The sequence below is a fragment of the Chitinophaga filiformis genome (assembly GCF_023100805.1).
Classification (GTDB): Bacteria; Bacteroidota; Bacteroidia; order Chitinophagales; family Chitinophagaceae; genus Chitinophaga; species Chitinophaga filiformis_B.
Map to the genome: position 1 here is coordinate 2,101,129 of NZ_CP095855.1, position 16,631 is coordinate 2,117,759.

The window sequence follows — 16,631 nt, forward strand, 5'->3', positions numbered from 1 at the left end:
GGGGGAGAACCAATGGGTAATAGACTGTAATGATGGCTAAGTGGCTGATAGATATTTGCTTCTGTGTCCCGGAAAAATTTCGGCAACAATGTCAATCGGTTTGAGCATATCAATGACCTCTTGTGGAGGTCTAAGTAAGATTGCTTGCGTGAAATAATGTTCAGTGTTAAGCGGATAGATAATTATTGTAATTTCACCATTCCCTAAACCTAATACCGCAATATGAGCCGCACATTCGTTGTTGGAGATATCCATGGCTGTTATGATGAGTTAATCCGTTTAACCGCCCGTATCGGGCTAAAAGAGGACGATCTGCTTATTTCTGTTGGTGATATCATTGACCGCGGCGGAAAGTCGAAAGAAGTGTATCATTATTTCAGGAACCGGCCTAATAGCATTGTAATTGCGGGCAATCATGAACGCAAACATCAGTATGGCGTCTTGAGTTATGCGCAGGAGATCGTAAAACTGCAATTTGGCGAAGAGTATGCTGCGTTCCTGGATTGGTGTGCTGGTCTTGCTTATTATCATGAAACAGAGGATGCTGTTATTGTACATGCTGCTTTTGAACATGACTGTGCATTGGAGGCGCAAAGAGAGGATGTATTGTCCGGATCGACTGCGGGCGACAGATACCTGGAAAAGAAATATGGAACATCTGCAGAATGGGTAAATAAATACCAGGGAATAAAGCCGGTTATTTATGGTCATCATGTGGCCGGCGATATGCCGGAAGTGAGGAACAATACATATGGCATTGATACCGGGGCTTGTCATGGCGGATATCTCACGGCGATTGAGCTGCCTGGTTTCATTGTGCACCAGGTGAAGGCTGAAAAAGATCACTGGAAAGAAGAACAGGCCAGTTGGCAGATACCCGTATTGCGGGCGAAGGATTGGGAGAATATGTCTTTTGACTCTATCAGAAAGCAGCTGGATAAACTGGCTTACATTGAAGTGCCGGAGGTAAAGGCTTTCCTGGCGGATATTGAAAGCCGGGCATCCGGGCTTACGGCATTATATCCCGTCATCATGGATGCGCTGGCTGTTTTGGTGGCGCAGCTGGAGTCAGCACATGGGGCAGACTTTTCTAAAGTTGCTACTCAGTACATGTTCAAGGCATACCTGTTTAAGAGTAAGGCAAATAATCTGAAGATAGAAGATATGCAAAAGAGTCTTAATACGCCTGGCAAAGTGATGGAACTTGCAAGGACATTGGGAGTGACAGTTGTTCCTGTAAGAAATGATTAAATCCGGATAAGGCCCCAAACGAAGTTTTTGTTTTTTTATAAAATTGCTCTAATTTCAATGCACAAGATGTGCTCAGATAACCTTTTTGCTTTAATATAACCAGACCTCAAGTTCTAATATCATCAACAATTTTTAACATCATAACATTGCTGTTATCGCATCACGAACATTATTTCCGTTGATGTAGTGCAGCGCACGCGCTTTTACTGAGAATCGCAGACTGTAAAGAAAATACATCTTATTGTTTAAGACCCGGACGGTATGTCCGGCTGTAATACCGTACCCTATTGTATGTAACTCTCAAATGAATAATAAACCATCATTCATGCAAAACACCACCTTTACCGTTGCGGATTATCTTTTAACCCGGTTAAAACAATTGAATGTAACCGAGGTATTCCAGATACCCGGCGACTATGTTAAACACTTTACCCAGGCATTGGAGCATTTTGATGGCGTTAAGGCCATTGGTTGTATCAATGAGCTGGATGCTGCCTATGCTGCCGATGCATATGGCAGGACCAGGGGACTTGGCGCCGTGTCCCTGCAATACGGTGTAAGTACATTTATAGCATTGAACTCCATTGGCGGCGCTTATGTAGAGCGTAGTCCCGTTGTTGTTATCTCGGCAACGCCGGGATCAGATGCACGCCAGATCACAAAGATGTATGATGTATTATACCATCATTCTACGGGCAACCTGGCGGCAGACCAGGAAGTGTATGACCAGGTAACAGTAGCCAGTGAAACGCTTAGTACCTCTGCCGGCGCTGCTGAAAAGATAGACAATCTCCTGATTGCGGCGTTGACCCACAAAAGACCGGTATTCATCGAGTGTTATAAGGAAGTATGGGGTGAACCCTGTCCACCGCCATCAGACACTATATTGCAACCCATTATTCCCCAAAGCGATCCTCTTGCCCTGGAGAATGCCGTTAGCGCTGCCTGGGCGCAGATCGCCCAGGCCAGGAATCCACTGATCTTTGCAGGAGTGGAAGTGTTGCGTCATGGTTTGTCGCCGCTTTTACAGGAACTGATCGATGCAAGCGGTTTCCTGTACACGACCACCAGCCTGGGTAAAACAGTGCTGGATGAAGGCGGGGATAAATTCATCGGCACTTATTCCGACCAGGCGTCTATTCAGCATGTGCTGGATCTCGTATCGGCGGCAGATTGTTTCCTGACGTTGGGTACTATCATGACTGACGATTATCTCTGGTTTATCGAGAACAAATATGCTGATATGGTATTAGCCACAACGGAGTCGATCAGGGTTGGATATTTCACCTATGAGAACGTGACCATGCGCGATTTCATGGAGGCGCTGACAACCCGTTTTAAAGCCCAGGGGAAGCCTTACCCGCTGGAGGTAAAAGCGCCGCCACAACCTCCCTATCCGGAGCCCTGGTTGTCTAATTCCGATCCCCGTTGGAATGATCAGCCCCAGGTGATCACCTACAACCGTTTCTTCCAGCATGCCATGAAGTTCCTGAATGACAGTAATATGCTGAAGGATATCGTCTGGACTTTCGGTATCAGCTCTGCCATGTATGTGGCTACAAATGCCTATGGGCTGCCGCAGAACAGCTTCCTGGCGTCAGCAGCCTGGCAGATCATCGGGTATGAAACAGGGGCAGCATCAGGGGCGCAGCTTGGCAGCGGAAAGCGGGTATGGACGGTAGCAGGGGATGGTGGTTTTATGATGGTTTGCCAGTCCTTGTCGACACTGGCGAGGAACAAACTCAATGCAGTGATCTTTGTCATGAGTAACGGCGTATATGCCATTGAGCAGGTGTATGTGAATATGGACGCCTTTGAACCCGGCCCGGAACACAAATTTGATACATTCGATATCCTGCCTAAGTGGGACTACCTGGCACTGGCACAGGCCTTCGGCGCGAAAGGATATCGTGTCACTACCATTGACGAACTGGTGAAGGCATTGGGCGATATCAACAAACTGACAGATGTACCTGCGCTGGTGGAAGTCGTGATCCCTGAAAAAGATCTTCCGCAGCAGATGCGACGCCTTGGTCTCGAATAACACTCAGATATCAATACACTCTCAACAACATTAAACCATACATCTATGGCTAAAACCTATTCTATTTTCGGCGCCGGCGCTGCCGGACTTTATACCGCATGGCGACTGCTCAATGGTTCTGCAAACAGCGAATCTGGCAAAGCTAAACAACTGCAATCAGGCGATACCCTGGAACTCTTTGACTGGGGCGAGTATGCCTTTAATGACGATAATAAGGGCACACGTGCGGCTGGCGCACGTGTGTGTACATGGCATTATAAAGATGATCCGAATAAATCGTACCTGGAGGTAGGAGGGATGCGTTATTCTTACTGGGATGGTAATAACGATGGTAAGAGTGGGGGGCACCGCCTGGTAACAACTGTTATTGAAAAGCTTGGATTGAAACCATTGTCGGTGCCATTTAATGAATCTACCAATCCGCTGTTCTATTTGCGTACAAAGAATATGTACCTGAATGACATTACATCCAGCAAGCCTGCCCCCTATAATGCAGATCATTATGCCGCATCGGACTCTCCTGATACGGGGTTCAACACGGTAGAGAACCTGGCTGTTACTGCCAGTTCCGGTCCTTCAACAAGGATGGAATGGTGTAATTTCTATCAGAATGGGGTGATCAAGGCAGATCTGCCGGACACTTCTATTTTTAAGAAGGGGGATAAATTGAGCGATATCGGCTACTGGAACCTGATGTTCGATCAGCTGGGTTCCGAGGGATATAGCTATACGAATGATGGCAATGGTTATACTTCCAATGTGATCAACTGGAACTCGGCGGTGGCTTTCCAGGCAAATAATGAATTTACACCGGGCACGGAATACAGGACGTTGAAAACAGGATATTCCACCATGTTCAATGCCTTATTTGATGCTATCTGGCAACTTGCAAAAGATAAAGGTGTGAATTTTAATTATCAGCCTAATACACGTTTGCATTCCGTCCTGGCAACAGACGATGGTAAAGTGCAGTATAGTACGGCTACCCGTTCAAATCCCAATAAAAAGAGCGGTACTTTTACCACCAATGCAGCATGGATGGCAATGCCCAGGGCATCTATCGAATTGGTGGCCCAGGCTACCCGTTATGAAGACCATAAAGGTACTGACGTGTTAAACGATAGCAAGGTACAGCTGTATCTGGAATCGGCTGTATTGCAGCCTTCCTACAAGGTAGGTATGTTCTTTAAAGATCCATGGTGGGCAAATAATTATAGCGGGGATAATGCTGCTTTTTACCCTGCACAGATCAATGCTTACGAAGTGACACAGGAGGTTATCAATAACCTGCAGTCGCAGGGATTTCCGCAGGGCTACCTGAATGCCATGGCCGATCCGGAGAATAATATACTGGAAGAACCTTATGCGTCTGCTGTGGATTTTATCAAGGCAGTGGAGCATGCTATCCAGGCACGACTGACAGTGCCGCAGGAGGAACAGCTGCTGGCCGCCGCAGAGCGTAATACTATCGGACCAAGTGTTACCGATACGCCTATCCGGCAGGTCGTTTATTTTGGTAACAATGCACTGGACCAGAGTGGCGAGAAAGTATACGGATTACTGGCGGCTTACGACGATGAGCAGTTCACTGCCTTCTGGCGGGAATTAGAACTGGGACCTGAACGGGCGCGTACCATACCTACTACCGAGGACCTGCAAACGCTGGACGGGCCGCGTACAGTGCCGGACATCATGGTAAAGATGCTGCGTAAGCAACTGGCAGCGGTGCATTATGGTCCGGCGGCAGATTATACTTTCGTTCCTGAGCCATTGGAAGCACGGTATATGGACTGGTCATTACCACCGTTCAATGCGGGCTATCATGCCTATGCTGCGCACTATGACGTTTGTGATGTGCAGCAGAAGATCAGGAAACCATCGCAACTGATACCGGGTGCGGATGCGAATATCTTCATTGTAGGAGAAGCGTATTCGAATGACCAGGCCTGGGTGGAAGGCGCATATTGTACGGCAGAATCAGTGCTGAATGATTTCTTTGGTATCGAGCCGCTCATAGATAATACACATTATCCGTTTATATGCCCTTGCGGGAAATGATTTTTGCTTGTGAAAAACAGGAGCCCGTTGTGATTCATGCAGCGGGCTTCCTTGTTTTTGAGATGTATTTTCGTTCTTAATGTCATATTATTTTCGTGATGCTGATGTCATTATTCCCTAATAATAAATGAACTGATCGAGTGTGTTTTTTTCTCCCGATTTTTCTTGCAGGGTGCGCTTTTTTTTCGTACATTTGATGCATTGAATTGTTTAACCCATTAGGACTTCTAATGACCAATAACCATTTATTTTACACAAAAAAATCTCAATAGTTAGTTACCCGTAGTGCTTTCGCACGGATACCCTGTTTTTTTAATCCTAAATATATACTATGAAGAAGATCCTTACGAGGAAAGCCATGCTTATGGCCCTATGTGGCATGTTAACCACTTTTGCAGCCTCCGCCCAGGGCTGGGTAGCAGATGCTACCGGACAGCGACTGTACGCTGTAAATGATTCCCTGAAATTTGGTAGCCTGTTTGTTGGCATAGGCACCAATGTTCCTTCTGCCCAACTGCATACAACCGGAACGGTGCGTTTCGCAGGTATTACGCAGAACAATACATTCAGCCGCCTGTTGGTACAAGATACCAGTGGCCGTTTATTCTGGAGAGATGTTGCCTCTGTAGGCGGTGGCGCCGGGTGGTTATTAACCGGTAATGCGGGAACAAATCCGGCATCTAATTTTCTTGGAACATTGGATACTGCCAGATTGGTATTCAGAACCAACAACACAGAAAAAGCCACTATTCTGTCCAACGGTAATGTGGGTATCGGTGTAAGTCAGGCAGCTAAATTGCTGCATGTGCACAACAGCAACCCAAATGTCGAGGATAACAATGTGTTCCTTTCCGGCCGTGCTCCTTCTCTTTATTTTAACCTGAATCCTGTTCAACCGACGGCTCCGCCTTTTAACAGTCCTTATGCCAGGATAGGATTATCGACAAGATTAGGCACTTTTGTTAACACCAGCCAGGTGGGCGATTTTGTTATTCATGCCATTACCGCCGGCGGAAGCCTGGTATTTGGCGTAGGAGTGGATGCTTCAGGTACTAACGGCGTAGAGCGTGCCCGTTTGAACAGCAATGGTAATTTGGGTATCAATACCCTTAATCCCTCAGCAAAATTGCATGTAAACGGTAATGTGCGTTTCCAGAACCTGCCTTCCGGTACTGGCAGAGTACTGGTAGTAGATGACAGCGGGTATGTATACAGAAGTAATACCAGCAGTGCACGTGCTGCGGAAACTGCTGGTTCAGGTGAAGATGTAGCAGCCCTGCAACAGGAAGTGAATGCTTTAAAACAGACACTGGCAGAAGTACAGGCCCAGTTAGCCGCCATTAAAAGCGGCAGTCTGCAGGTAGCTGCAAATACTTCGGGTGAGTCTTATGTTCTTGGTAATGCGCCTAACCCCTTCAATGGCAGCACAACTATTAAGTATGCTTATCCACGCTCAGCTTCAAAAGCATATCTGACGGTGTCCGACCTGAGCGGTAAACAGATCAGACGTTTTGACCTGAAAGGTAATAGCGGTAACAGTGTTACTTTGACATTGGATGGCGTTAATGCCGGTACTTATATTTATAGCCTGGAAGTAGATGGAAGGGTTATAGAAAGCAAGAAAATGGTATATACTAAATAAGCGTGATAATGGCGGATCCCGCTTAGTAAAAGGCCCGTTGCGATTTGCAGCGGGCTTTCTTATTATTTTACTACTGTCGTTTCCCAGCCATCATATATGCCGTTACATTGTTTTGCTTCTTTTCTCAATTCAGTAGTGATGGTGCTGATGGATGGCAGGTCCACTTTATCTGTTCGGGAAATATGGAGTTTGAACAGTTCACTTTTGGTGTCTTTCCCTTTTGTTTCTGCTTTGAAACCCTGTTGCGTGGCATATGAAATAAAGCAATCCATGTCCTTTTCCGTAGTGAAGTTTATCCGGTGCTTAACGCGTCTTGCTTTTTCCAGCTTATCACCCTGCTTTTCCAGTGCCAATAGTATTTTCTCATTCTGCATGTATTCCAGCGTTTCTGCATTGGGATATAAGAACTTCAGGTAGGCGTCCCAGTCTTTATCAGGTTTGATGTTGATATTAGCTTCGTAAGCACTGAAATATTTTTGAAAAAGCGTTGCCAGACGTTCCCTTATGTTTGTTGTATCCACGATATAGTAATATTCCAGCCGTTCGCACTGATAAGTGAATGTCCCAGCCATGATATTCTTTACATGCCTGGTGACATTGGCATAGACGGAGTCGGATACCCTGTCCAGGTTAGCCTGCTCTTTTTCTGTAGGCACGCCTTTATCGCAATCTTTGAATTTCACCCCTGTTATAAGCACAAATGAAAAGCCGCTGACAGGTGCCGTTTGTTTGAGTCCTTTGTTGAAGACGGTGTTGCCGGCTCCCTGGTCGTATTGGGCTTTATAGGCGTCAAAATTTGCCTGCTGGGCGAGGAGGGAGGGAGAGAGCAGGGATAGTAGAATAATGGATAGTATAAGGCGGATATGGCTATTCATTTTTGTCTGGTATTTTGGCAGGTAAATTCCGGAAAATACCTGACAATGGAAATGGCTGATTATGGGTATTCGTGATTCGTTAATATCTCCCTGGTCTTCAAACAAGATCGGCTTACGTCAAACTCCTGCTTACGGACAATACCATTAACTAAAATGGATCCTTTATCCTCGTGGTCGACGAGTGACTTTTCATGATGGACAGGTATTGTTGTGATGAAATCCTTCGCAGGGCTAATTGCTCTGATTCCATCAATGCTCATAACATAGCCCAGATCTTCATTGTGGACGCTATTTTCCCCTTTCTGAAAATTCATCATATCTCCACAGTACCGGATGCTCCCTTGGTAAAGGTTTGCTTTTGCTAATGCCATAGTAATAAGTTTAGTGATAAAAAAATGTGGTTTAATCACAATCATGATCACCAGGTCAAACAGGAGGCATCTCCCTCCTGTTTTAGGCGCAGTTCCGTTGATCCCGATTGCTGACACAATATTAGCGCGATTAATAACTTCATTCCGGGCGATGTGTACAACCTGCAAATCCATGTATACAAACTGCAAATACGTGAGGACGAACTGCAAAAGCGTGAAGATGGGAACCTATTCGGATGCTGGATTTGTTAGGCAATTACTTTTTCCCAATTTTTATACAAAAATGCAACTGTTATGGTGATGTTTTCAATGTTACTTTTTGCCGTCCTGACACCGCTTTGATACCGCTAATCTTACGTTAATCTTACGTTCAGGAACGTAGAATTAACGTAAGATTAGCGGTATCAAAGCGGCATCAAGACGGTATCTGAAAGGGAATTGTCTTAGTACAGAAAAACTTTACAGTTTTTGGGGTGAGCTGTCTTTAGTGCTAAAAAAACTTTACAGTTTTTTATGATGAGGTGCAGGATTAGCTTTACGGATCAACAACGTTCCACCATCATCTGCTCTGCCGATGGATGCCAGGCTATAAAAACTCTTGTTGGCAGGTCAATATTAAATACTTTGAAAGTTGGAGAATTGCGTCTATTTTAGAGTTAGCTGCTATAAAACCGTGATACTTCAGAAACTCATACAGACAAGTTTCCTTTTGACAATCTTGTTCTCTTGCAAGGAACCAAAGGTTGACAACAAGCAAAGCCAACCAACAACAATCGTTCAAAAAGTAAATAAGGATAGCCTGTTAAAAAAACTCAATGAAAACATAAATTTTTATGGTGACAGTTTGTTTGCTAACAAATCTTTTTTAATAAAGGAACTTGTCTACTCTTATCAAGCCGACACATGTGGAATTATTGCCTACGAAGACACAACTCTAAAAGAAGGTTTTGAGGGTTTCAAAACTATTGGAGATATAAATGGCGACAAAATACCTGACACCATTTTTGTAATGCCGCCGTTTAATTATTGTGACGACGGCGATTCATATTATTTCTTTGACCCGGCTTTGCCACGACTATATACTGACTCTTATTGTTGCCATCCCGACAACTTATTTCCGATTGGTGACATTGACGAAGACGGCATAACAGAAATTTGCATTTTCTATTCAAGCTGTGTAAGCAGATTTAAATCATTGATTGCTTTCAGCCTGAAAAATAATACGTGGACACAAATTGGACGCTGCACATTTGATGTTGACTTCATGAAACCCGATAAAGAAAATAGGGTTAGAAAAACTGGTAAAGGAAAGTTTGAAATGCTTGAAATTGTTGACAGAAAAGAAAACAAAGAGTGGAAACAATTTTCGTTCTGACACTTTATGGCAACTAACATGAGATTTCAGGGGGATTAGACTCAAGTTGAATTATTTTAAAAATAATATTCATAAGTTATCTGATTGCCATGTGAGCTCTGGTAAAATAGCTGACTAAAAAAAAAGCCCGCTCATTGAGCGGGCTTTTTAGTTGCCTGAATGCGGTTTTAATCTATGCTGAAAATCAATTAGTTATGAAAAAGGTGTAAAACATATCGTAAAACATATAAAAGGGGCCGTTTTATGCTCTTTTTAAGCTAATTACTACTTTTTGCTGAGTCCGCCATTTAGTTACTGAAAATATCCCGTGCCAATTTTTCTATTCACGATTTCAAAGAGCTATTTTCTGTGGATAACTTTTCGTCTCAAGCGACTCAAAACATGCCTTTCATTAGGCCGACCATTCAGAGAATTAGGTCAAATGCTTTGTCGATGTCCGGATTTTCCTTGAACTCGCTAATCAAAGCAGGGAGCATAATAAGGGTCGCCATTTGGTTATTTATAACTTCCGGTAGTCGGCGCTTTTGCCAGTTGAGGATGTGTCGGCCACAAAAAGACTGAATTTTATCGTATTGTTGTTACTTGATTTATAGAAACGATTCGCAATCGCTCTTGGTGGTATGCTTGATTTTCGAGCGTACATGTTCGATTAAGTGATAAAAAAGGATAATTTGATAAAAAACAATCAGCCCCCCAATCTCTGAACCCTAAAGCCTTTCAAGTGGACCTTCATAATTTTTTAGAAATCTTAAGAGACGAGGATATTGGTAACAGAGAAAAATATGACGCCTTCATTGCATTCAAAATATACTATGATGGCTTGTGTGATTTCATACTGAAAAACCAGAAATTTTCCGATGATCAGTTGACGCCGCATATTTTTAATAGTAAATGGCCTGAAGCGCAGGATGACCTGGTTTTTAAAAAGCATCTTTTCGCCGCAAAAATGACTTTTGAACGATTGAATAAACTCATCAAAGAGGCAAATTTTGAACATTATGAATTTTTGCTGAGTGTGGTTGCCCATGACTTATTCAGTATAATTAAAGTGGGTGAGGAAAACTATCGACACAGTAGATTGTCCTTTGTTATGAAGGCTAGACCAGATCAGGATCCCAGAGAAGTATTTGATGTTGCTGAGGTAATGTTACATTTTGGTACAATCGATCCTAAAAATGCCTATTTGAGAGAAGTGTTTCCAGTTTCTATCTTTTTGCTCAGACAAACCATTGAGTTGTATGGTAAACGGGTTTTGGGATTTAAGTCCATTACAGACAAATACGGTAATAGGACCCGTAGTGTTTCCACCCAGGTTGCCTGGGAATTTGTAAAAAGGGAAGCGAAGAAGAAGGATTCGAGAATAAAGCTTCCAGTCAATGTTGATACTATTGTTAGGATAGAAGAATGGACCAATAGGTATGTTCATACCGGAGATTTGCAACGTTTATACTTAATTGAGAATGCTATTCATTTTGTAGGAAAGTTAATCTACTCAATGAATGAAGAGATAAAAGATTATGAGGGTAAAATTAAGTATTATGGTACAACACAGATTACTGGCTACAACGCAATTAAGGATGAATTTGAACGATATGTCAATCCTGCGAAACCAAAAAGGAATAAGTTGGTTGAGCTTTGGCACCGGTTTTTTATTCTCATCAGAATGAAGAAGAAACCTAAAGAAATTATCGTTAACTGGGTACATGTTGACAAGGTTCATGCTACAATATTGTCTCTCTAATTGTTATAGAAAACGCATTTTTCTTACTGGCACGATTTAATTGGCACTCTTTTATAAATGACATCATGACTGAAGAAGTAACACTACACCAAGTAATGGTAAAGACCTCATACCTAACGCAGATTACAGCGCCGGAAGATAAGGGGGTGGAGCATCCAATTGGATTTGGATCGGGATTTATTGTTAGACACAACAGCAATGAACAGTTTTTTGTGACGGCTGATCATACTATTCATCCGGATGATTCCGATGGCGAAATTGAGCAGAGAACCTGGAAAGATTATACCATTTCGGTGTTCACAAACTATGTAGATCCTGCCAACCCGCTGTCTACGCCAATCATCCCTCTAGGTGGGTTTTACTATGCGGAAGAATTTGATCTACTTAAACCTGAAAAAATGCCTCGACTAGTGGATGTAAGTTTGTGTAAGCTGAAAGACATAAACCTTCAATACCCCTTTTTGACTGATGAAGTTTCTTTCCTAAATGGAGAGCTTATAAAAGCTGGTGAAAATAAGTTTGCAATTATGGAAGAATGTTTTGCAGAACCCAATGTGGATAAGGAATATTTTGTGTTTGGTAAAGTGAGAGCCAAGCTTATTGATGTTATCCCTATGCAATGGGAAAACACGATAAAGGAAGATATTAAATTTATTTCTCAAGCTGGAGATTATCTGTTGTTCAACGCGCCGGCCATCATCACAGACAAAGCTGACTGGAAAGGACTCAGTGGCTCTCCAGTGCTAAGCAAGGAAGGCTATTGTGTTGGTGTATTGTGCGATGTGTTAGAAAATTCTAGCTCAGTTTGGGTAATGCCCTTCATATTGTTAAAAGGTTGCTCACGGTTGCAGTTCAGGAGGAGACAATTAACATGAAGAAGTAACCGTTTAGGTAAGCAACTAAATAAATGTATAAGGAAGACTCAGCTAAACGCGCACTTACCTTGATCGAAACCCGATGGTAAGAAACTGTGGCATAATAAAAAAAGGTGTTTTTCCGGTATTTGTCCTTTTTTCAAATTGCTATAGCAGTGCAAAGACATTTTGTTGCGTCTTAAAAAAAACATATTTTAGATTAGTTTTTCGTTTGTTCCATTTCGCCTATTTCCGCTGATAATGTGATGTTGAAGCTCCCTACCTTCTGAAGATATCGATTCATGTGCTGATCACTGTTCACTAAAAGATACTTTGAGAGATAACTGTAATGTCTACAAACGTGCAACCGCAATAATCTAACAACTAGGCGTCGCCTTTAGTACTACCACAATGGCATTAATCCCCTAACAATAACGCTAACTACAACTAACATGAAACGAACATTAGTGGCATTATCCCTGGCCGTATTTACTGCGATGGCGGCCTGTGACACTAAGCCAAAACCTACTGTACCCCCAGCGCCCCGATCTGAAGAAGATTCCATTACCGCTCTTTTTAAAAAGCCCGGCGATTCTGTGCCTCCGACGGCGCGATGGTGTACTGAAATGTTTCCCAGTCAGGCCGCCGACAGCTTCACTATCGAGAAAATGCAGGCCGGCGTGCTGACAGCTTATAAATGGAAATGGCAGCTAGGTCAGCCCAAACGAATAACGGTACGGTTCAACGATGGGATACCGGCTATCCAGGACCGCATAAAAACCATTGCTGCAAAATGGGAGCCTTTTGTCGGTGCCAAGTTTGTTTACGTGCCATCGTCTCAGGAAGCTGATATTAAAATTTCCTTTCAGCAGCGAGGTGCATCCTGGTCGCGTATTGGCACTGATTCAAAAGGGCATAGTCCTTCAATGAATTTTGGCTGGCTGGAAGAAGAGACTGTAGACTCGCTATTTGAACAGGTGGTTCTCCATGAGTTTGGACACGCAATTGGCCTGGTTCATGAGCACCAGCTACCCAATGGCAACCCAATCAAGTGGAATGTCGATTCAGTATATGCCTACTACCTTAACTATCCAAATTACTGGACCGTGCAGTGTGTCAAAGACAATATATTTTTTCGGTATCAACGCAATCAGCTAAACGCCGGCATGTTCGATCCCACTTCCATCATGATGTATGAAATACCGGCACGATTTACTACCAACGGTTATTCGACACCAATTAACGTACGACTCTCCCCAGAAGATAAACGCCTTGTTTCAGATGTTTACCGGCGCTAATTGGTGGGCCTTGCTTTTTCTGTGCGGCTTGCTGGCATGTCACCAGCAACGCTTTGTAGCACCCGGTACAGATAACAAAGGAAGCATTGATCTATCCTTGACACCGTTTTGCGGCGCTTTGCCCTTCGGTGATTCTGCCATTAAACGCTATGAACTGACCCTGGCCAGTCCAAGGGCACAAGACGTCATGCGGCAGTTGGTGGAGTATTCCGGTATAGATCTGAATATTGCGATCTATCAGGGAAAGGTACCTAATGCCCTCGCCACTACCATTGATGGTCAGAGAGTGATCATTTACAACGAGGATTTCATCGATGAAATAGACAAGGTTTCCCGTACCTTTTTCTGGCAATCGATTTTTATTCTGTCCCATGAAACAGGTCACCTGTTGTATGGCCACGTCCTAAGTGCTGATACGGCGGTTCGTTACAGGCAAGAGTTGGAGGCCGATGAATTTGCTGGCTTTATTTTATACAGGATGGGAGCTGACATAAATGCCTCAACCTGGATAATGAATTCCGTCCATCTACAAAACGATATCGACCTGCGTACGCATCCTTCCAGGGAAAGGCGTGCTGCAGCCATTGATCGAGGCTGGCAGAAAGGGTATACCCAGGCGTTTACAATTCCTGTCCCTCCGCCGCCGCCCTTTGACATGCAGGAAAGAAACAACTTCATGCCTGAAGGATACTGTGATTGCCGAGACTTGCTGAGCAGTGATAGTATTTACCGTTTTCACTCTGACTTTACAGACGGGTGTGGATTAGATTCAATGATTACCGTTGGTGAGGGTATGATCGATTATTTTATGAGTGACAGCCTGGTAGGTCCAATGGTCTACCGGGATACACTGATTGGTGTGATCATTGACCTGCGAAATGACGAATATGAACAGGACTTGGGCGGGATGCTAGAATCCACTGACCTAAAGGTCAGGATCTTTCGATATAACAGGGCTGTTAATCCCCTTTTTACTAATTATAATCTATACATAACAGATCTGCAACACCCTAAACCGGAAGAAGGCGCGTGGAATTATTTTACAAAAATGGTAAAGCCTGGACAGTGGATCAAATTCAAGGTTATTGTTGAAAACGCCACGACCATGTTCAATACCTACCGCTTCTCTTACCTGGAGTTTATCCCTCCGCCAAAGGAGGTGGCCGGAAGCATTATTCTATCACCTTTTTCAAAAAATACCAATAAATGAAGCGAATATTTTTTCTGCTGACCATTAGCCTGTTAGGCCATACCTGTATCTACGCACAAAACACCCTGGTACAGGGCACAAAAATTAAAGATGGCAAAATGTACCTTAAAATAGAAGACGGCGCTCTTCGGGCCTTTGTAGACAAAGACAACGCAGCTGGAAGCCAATCAGTCGGCGACCTTAAGAAATTTGCGATGACATCTGATGAATGTGGCGTGTATGTTCAGTGGATGAACCCACTGCATTATGAGTTAAAGTGGAAAGATTCCACCTTCAAAAATGAAAGTGATCTGGCTGTACAACAATTCTTAGGTAAGCTGGCAGCGCAGTTTGGGTCGCAGGTAACTGACTTGAACAAGGACAATAAAGCAAGTGCAGCGGCGATTGCCAAAGCTGGGCTGCCGGACCCCGGTAATGGCGCAGCGGAGCTGCACTATCCTCCGAGCGGCTTTAATAGTCCGGAACTCACTTTTTTATACCTGATGCTTCGGCAGTTGAGCACACCTCTCTCGTCAGCAGACATCGCCGCTATCAATTCGATAGAAACAGATCTAAATTCACTCGATCAACATATGGCTACTGATATAGCTGAAAAGGCCAACGTTTTATTCAAGCAGCTATTTGATATTAACACTGCTGAAGATCTCGCTAATCAATTACCCGGTATTAGTAGTGATATTGATGGCTTTGAGACACTGGATTTTAAACCTGCCGAAAATAATGCCACCAACATTTCCACTGCATTGTCTAAACTTGTACTGAGTAATAAGCTGGTTGAGGGCTTCTATAAAACGCAGATCAAAAACTTCCTGGATAAATCGCTGGCAACCCTGGTTGCTAACCGAGCCTTAATTGGGAAGCTAAAGGAAATCTTACCGACAATGAAGGCTTCTGTGGCTAAACCCGGCGATGTTCCCAATACGACGCCTGGTGTGAAAACGGAGTACTATAAAAATAGAGATATCGTAATAACCGAAGGTAACGGCTTGCATACGGCGGTATCGCTGGTGGAGAAGGAGTATGACGAAAAAAATCATGAGTATAAAGTAAAATCTGAAACCAAAAAAGGCGGCTTGCAATTTCGGCAATATGATCCAGTGACCATTTTTGTGAGCGTAGGTGCTTTCTGGGGCACTACCACATTGAAAGGTTTTGGGGTAGACAAGGATATGAAGGTGGTTGAAGACGACATCCAAAAGGATAATTTTGTATCAGCTACCTTTTTGAACTTTTCCTTCGCACCTAGCCGCTTTATCTCACCGCTCGCCCAGATCGGCATCGATCCTACCAAAAAACGGCCGTTTATGTTGCTCGGTGGAGGCTTTGCGGTACCGGTGGCTAAAATAGCATTAACGGCTGGCGGTATATGGACATGGCAGCCCACACTTAAGGACCTGCAGGTAGATCAGGTCATTGAGTCGACAACGCAACTGGAAAAGGATGTGACCTATAAATTTTCGGGGCAACCGAAGGGATGGTATTTAGGTGTACAGTATAATTTCTGATGTATGCGGTGATCGCTTGTTGACGTAGGCATGCTTACGCAGTATTCCTTTCATGGCATTTAATTGAGTGCTGTGTTGTTATTTACCACGATTTTCTTAACCGAATAATACATGCTTACCCATTATATAATGGTTCTATAACACAGTTTATTTGTTTCATAATGGCTTATTACAATGATTCGCGATTTGCGACGCTACTACTTGTGCGCCGACGCGATAAAGCTGTTGCTCCTACACACGGGGTAGCCATGTTTAGATTAATTATTTTTGCTTGTGGCCAGCATGAGGCGAAAGTGTGCAGACGGACGGTGAGTGCGAGAAATTATACTGCCCCAGGGCAAACGATGTTTGGATATTTATGGGGAGGGTTGATACACAAAAACAATTATGTCCACCGGTTACAATAT

Annotated in this window: 12 protein-coding genes; 10 read left to right on the forward strand and 2 right to left on the reverse strand. The window is 43.7% G+C overall.

Features of this window, described 5'->3' with window-relative positions:
- The first annotated feature begins 222 nt into the window (after positions 1-222).
- The 4 genes from MYF79_RS08805 to MYF79_RS08820 all read left to right on the forward strand — a co-directional run bounded on the left by MYF79_RS08805 (position 223) and on the right by MYF79_RS08820 (position 6,995).
- On the forward strand, positions 223-1,251 hold the full coding sequence (locus tag MYF79_RS08805; RefSeq protein ID WP_247813454.1) for a metallophosphoesterase: 1,029 nt from the start codon (positions 223-225) through the stop codon (positions 1,249-1,251).
- A gap of 325 nt (positions 1,252-1,576) precedes the next feature.
- A complete protein-coding gene (locus tag MYF79_RS08810; protein ID WP_247813455.1) occupies positions 1,577-3,295 on the forward strand; it encodes an alpha-keto acid decarboxylase family protein in 1,719 nt (572 codons plus the stop codon).
- A gap of 45 nt (positions 3,296-3,340) precedes the next feature.
- Positions 3,341-5,353 carry a hypothetical protein gene (locus MYF79_RS08815; protein WP_247813456.1) on the forward strand — a complete coding sequence of 671 codons (2,013 nt, stop codon included), beginning with the start codon at positions 3,341-3,343 and terminating at the stop codon, positions 5,351-5,353.
- Between the two features lie 331 nt (positions 5,354-5,684).
- Positions 5,685-6,995 carry a T9SS type A sorting domain-containing protein gene (locus MYF79_RS08820; protein WP_247813457.1) on the forward strand — a complete coding sequence of 437 codons (1,311 nt, stop codon included), beginning with the start codon at positions 5,685-5,687 and terminating at the stop codon, positions 6,993-6,995.
- Between the two features lie 62 nt (positions 6,996-7,057).
- Here the strand turns inward: MYF79_RS08820 and MYF79_RS08825 are convergent, their stop codons facing one another.
- Positions 7,058-7,870, reverse strand: a complete 813-nt coding sequence (locus tag MYF79_RS08825) for a DUF695 domain-containing protein (RefSeq protein ID WP_247813458.1) — start codon at positions 7,868-7,870, stop codon at positions 7,058-7,060.
- A 59-nt stretch (positions 7,871-7,929) separates the two neighbouring features.
- Positions 7,930-8,415 (reverse strand): hypothetical protein, encoded by a 486-nt coding sequence (locus MYF79_RS08830; protein WP_247813459.1) that lies wholly within the window; start codon positions 8,413-8,415, stop codon positions 7,930-7,932.
- A gap of 535 nt (positions 8,416-8,950) precedes the next feature.
- Here MYF79_RS08830 and MYF79_RS08835 point away from each other — a divergent pair.
- From MYF79_RS08835 to MYF79_RS08860, 6 genes are all read left to right on the forward strand, one after another.
- Entirely contained in the window at positions 8,951-9,616 is a 666-nt protein-coding gene (locus tag MYF79_RS08835; RefSeq protein WP_247813460.1) for a hypothetical protein, read from the forward strand.
- Positions 9,617-10,337: 721 nt separating this feature from the next.
- Entirely contained in the window at positions 10,338-11,357 is a 1,020-nt protein-coding gene (locus MYF79_RS08840; protein ID WP_247813461.1) for a hypothetical protein, read from the forward strand.
- 65 nt (positions 11,358-11,422) lie between these two features.
- Positions 11,423-12,232, forward strand: a complete 810-nt coding sequence (locus MYF79_RS08845) for a hypothetical protein (protein WP_247813462.1) — start codon at positions 11,423-11,425, stop codon at positions 12,230-12,232.
- A 431-nt stretch (positions 12,233-12,663) separates the two neighbouring features.
- Positions 12,664-13,509, forward strand: a complete 846-nt coding sequence (locus MYF79_RS08850; protein ID WP_247813463.1) for a M12 family metallopeptidase — start codon at positions 12,664-12,666, stop codon at positions 13,507-13,509.
- Positions 13,406-14,719, forward strand: coding sequence for a hypothetical protein (locus MYF79_RS08855; protein ID WP_247813464.1), 1,314 nt, complete (start codon positions 13,406-13,408; stop codon positions 14,717-14,719). Before MYF79_RS08850 ends, MYF79_RS08855 begins: the two co-directional genes overlap by 104 nt.
- Positions 14,720-14,817: 98 nt before the next feature.
- A complete protein-coding gene (locus MYF79_RS08860; RefSeq protein ID WP_247813465.1) occupies positions 14,818-16,224 on the forward strand; it encodes a hypothetical protein in 1,407 nt (468 codons plus the stop codon).
- Positions 16,225-16,631 lie beyond the last annotated feature (407 nt).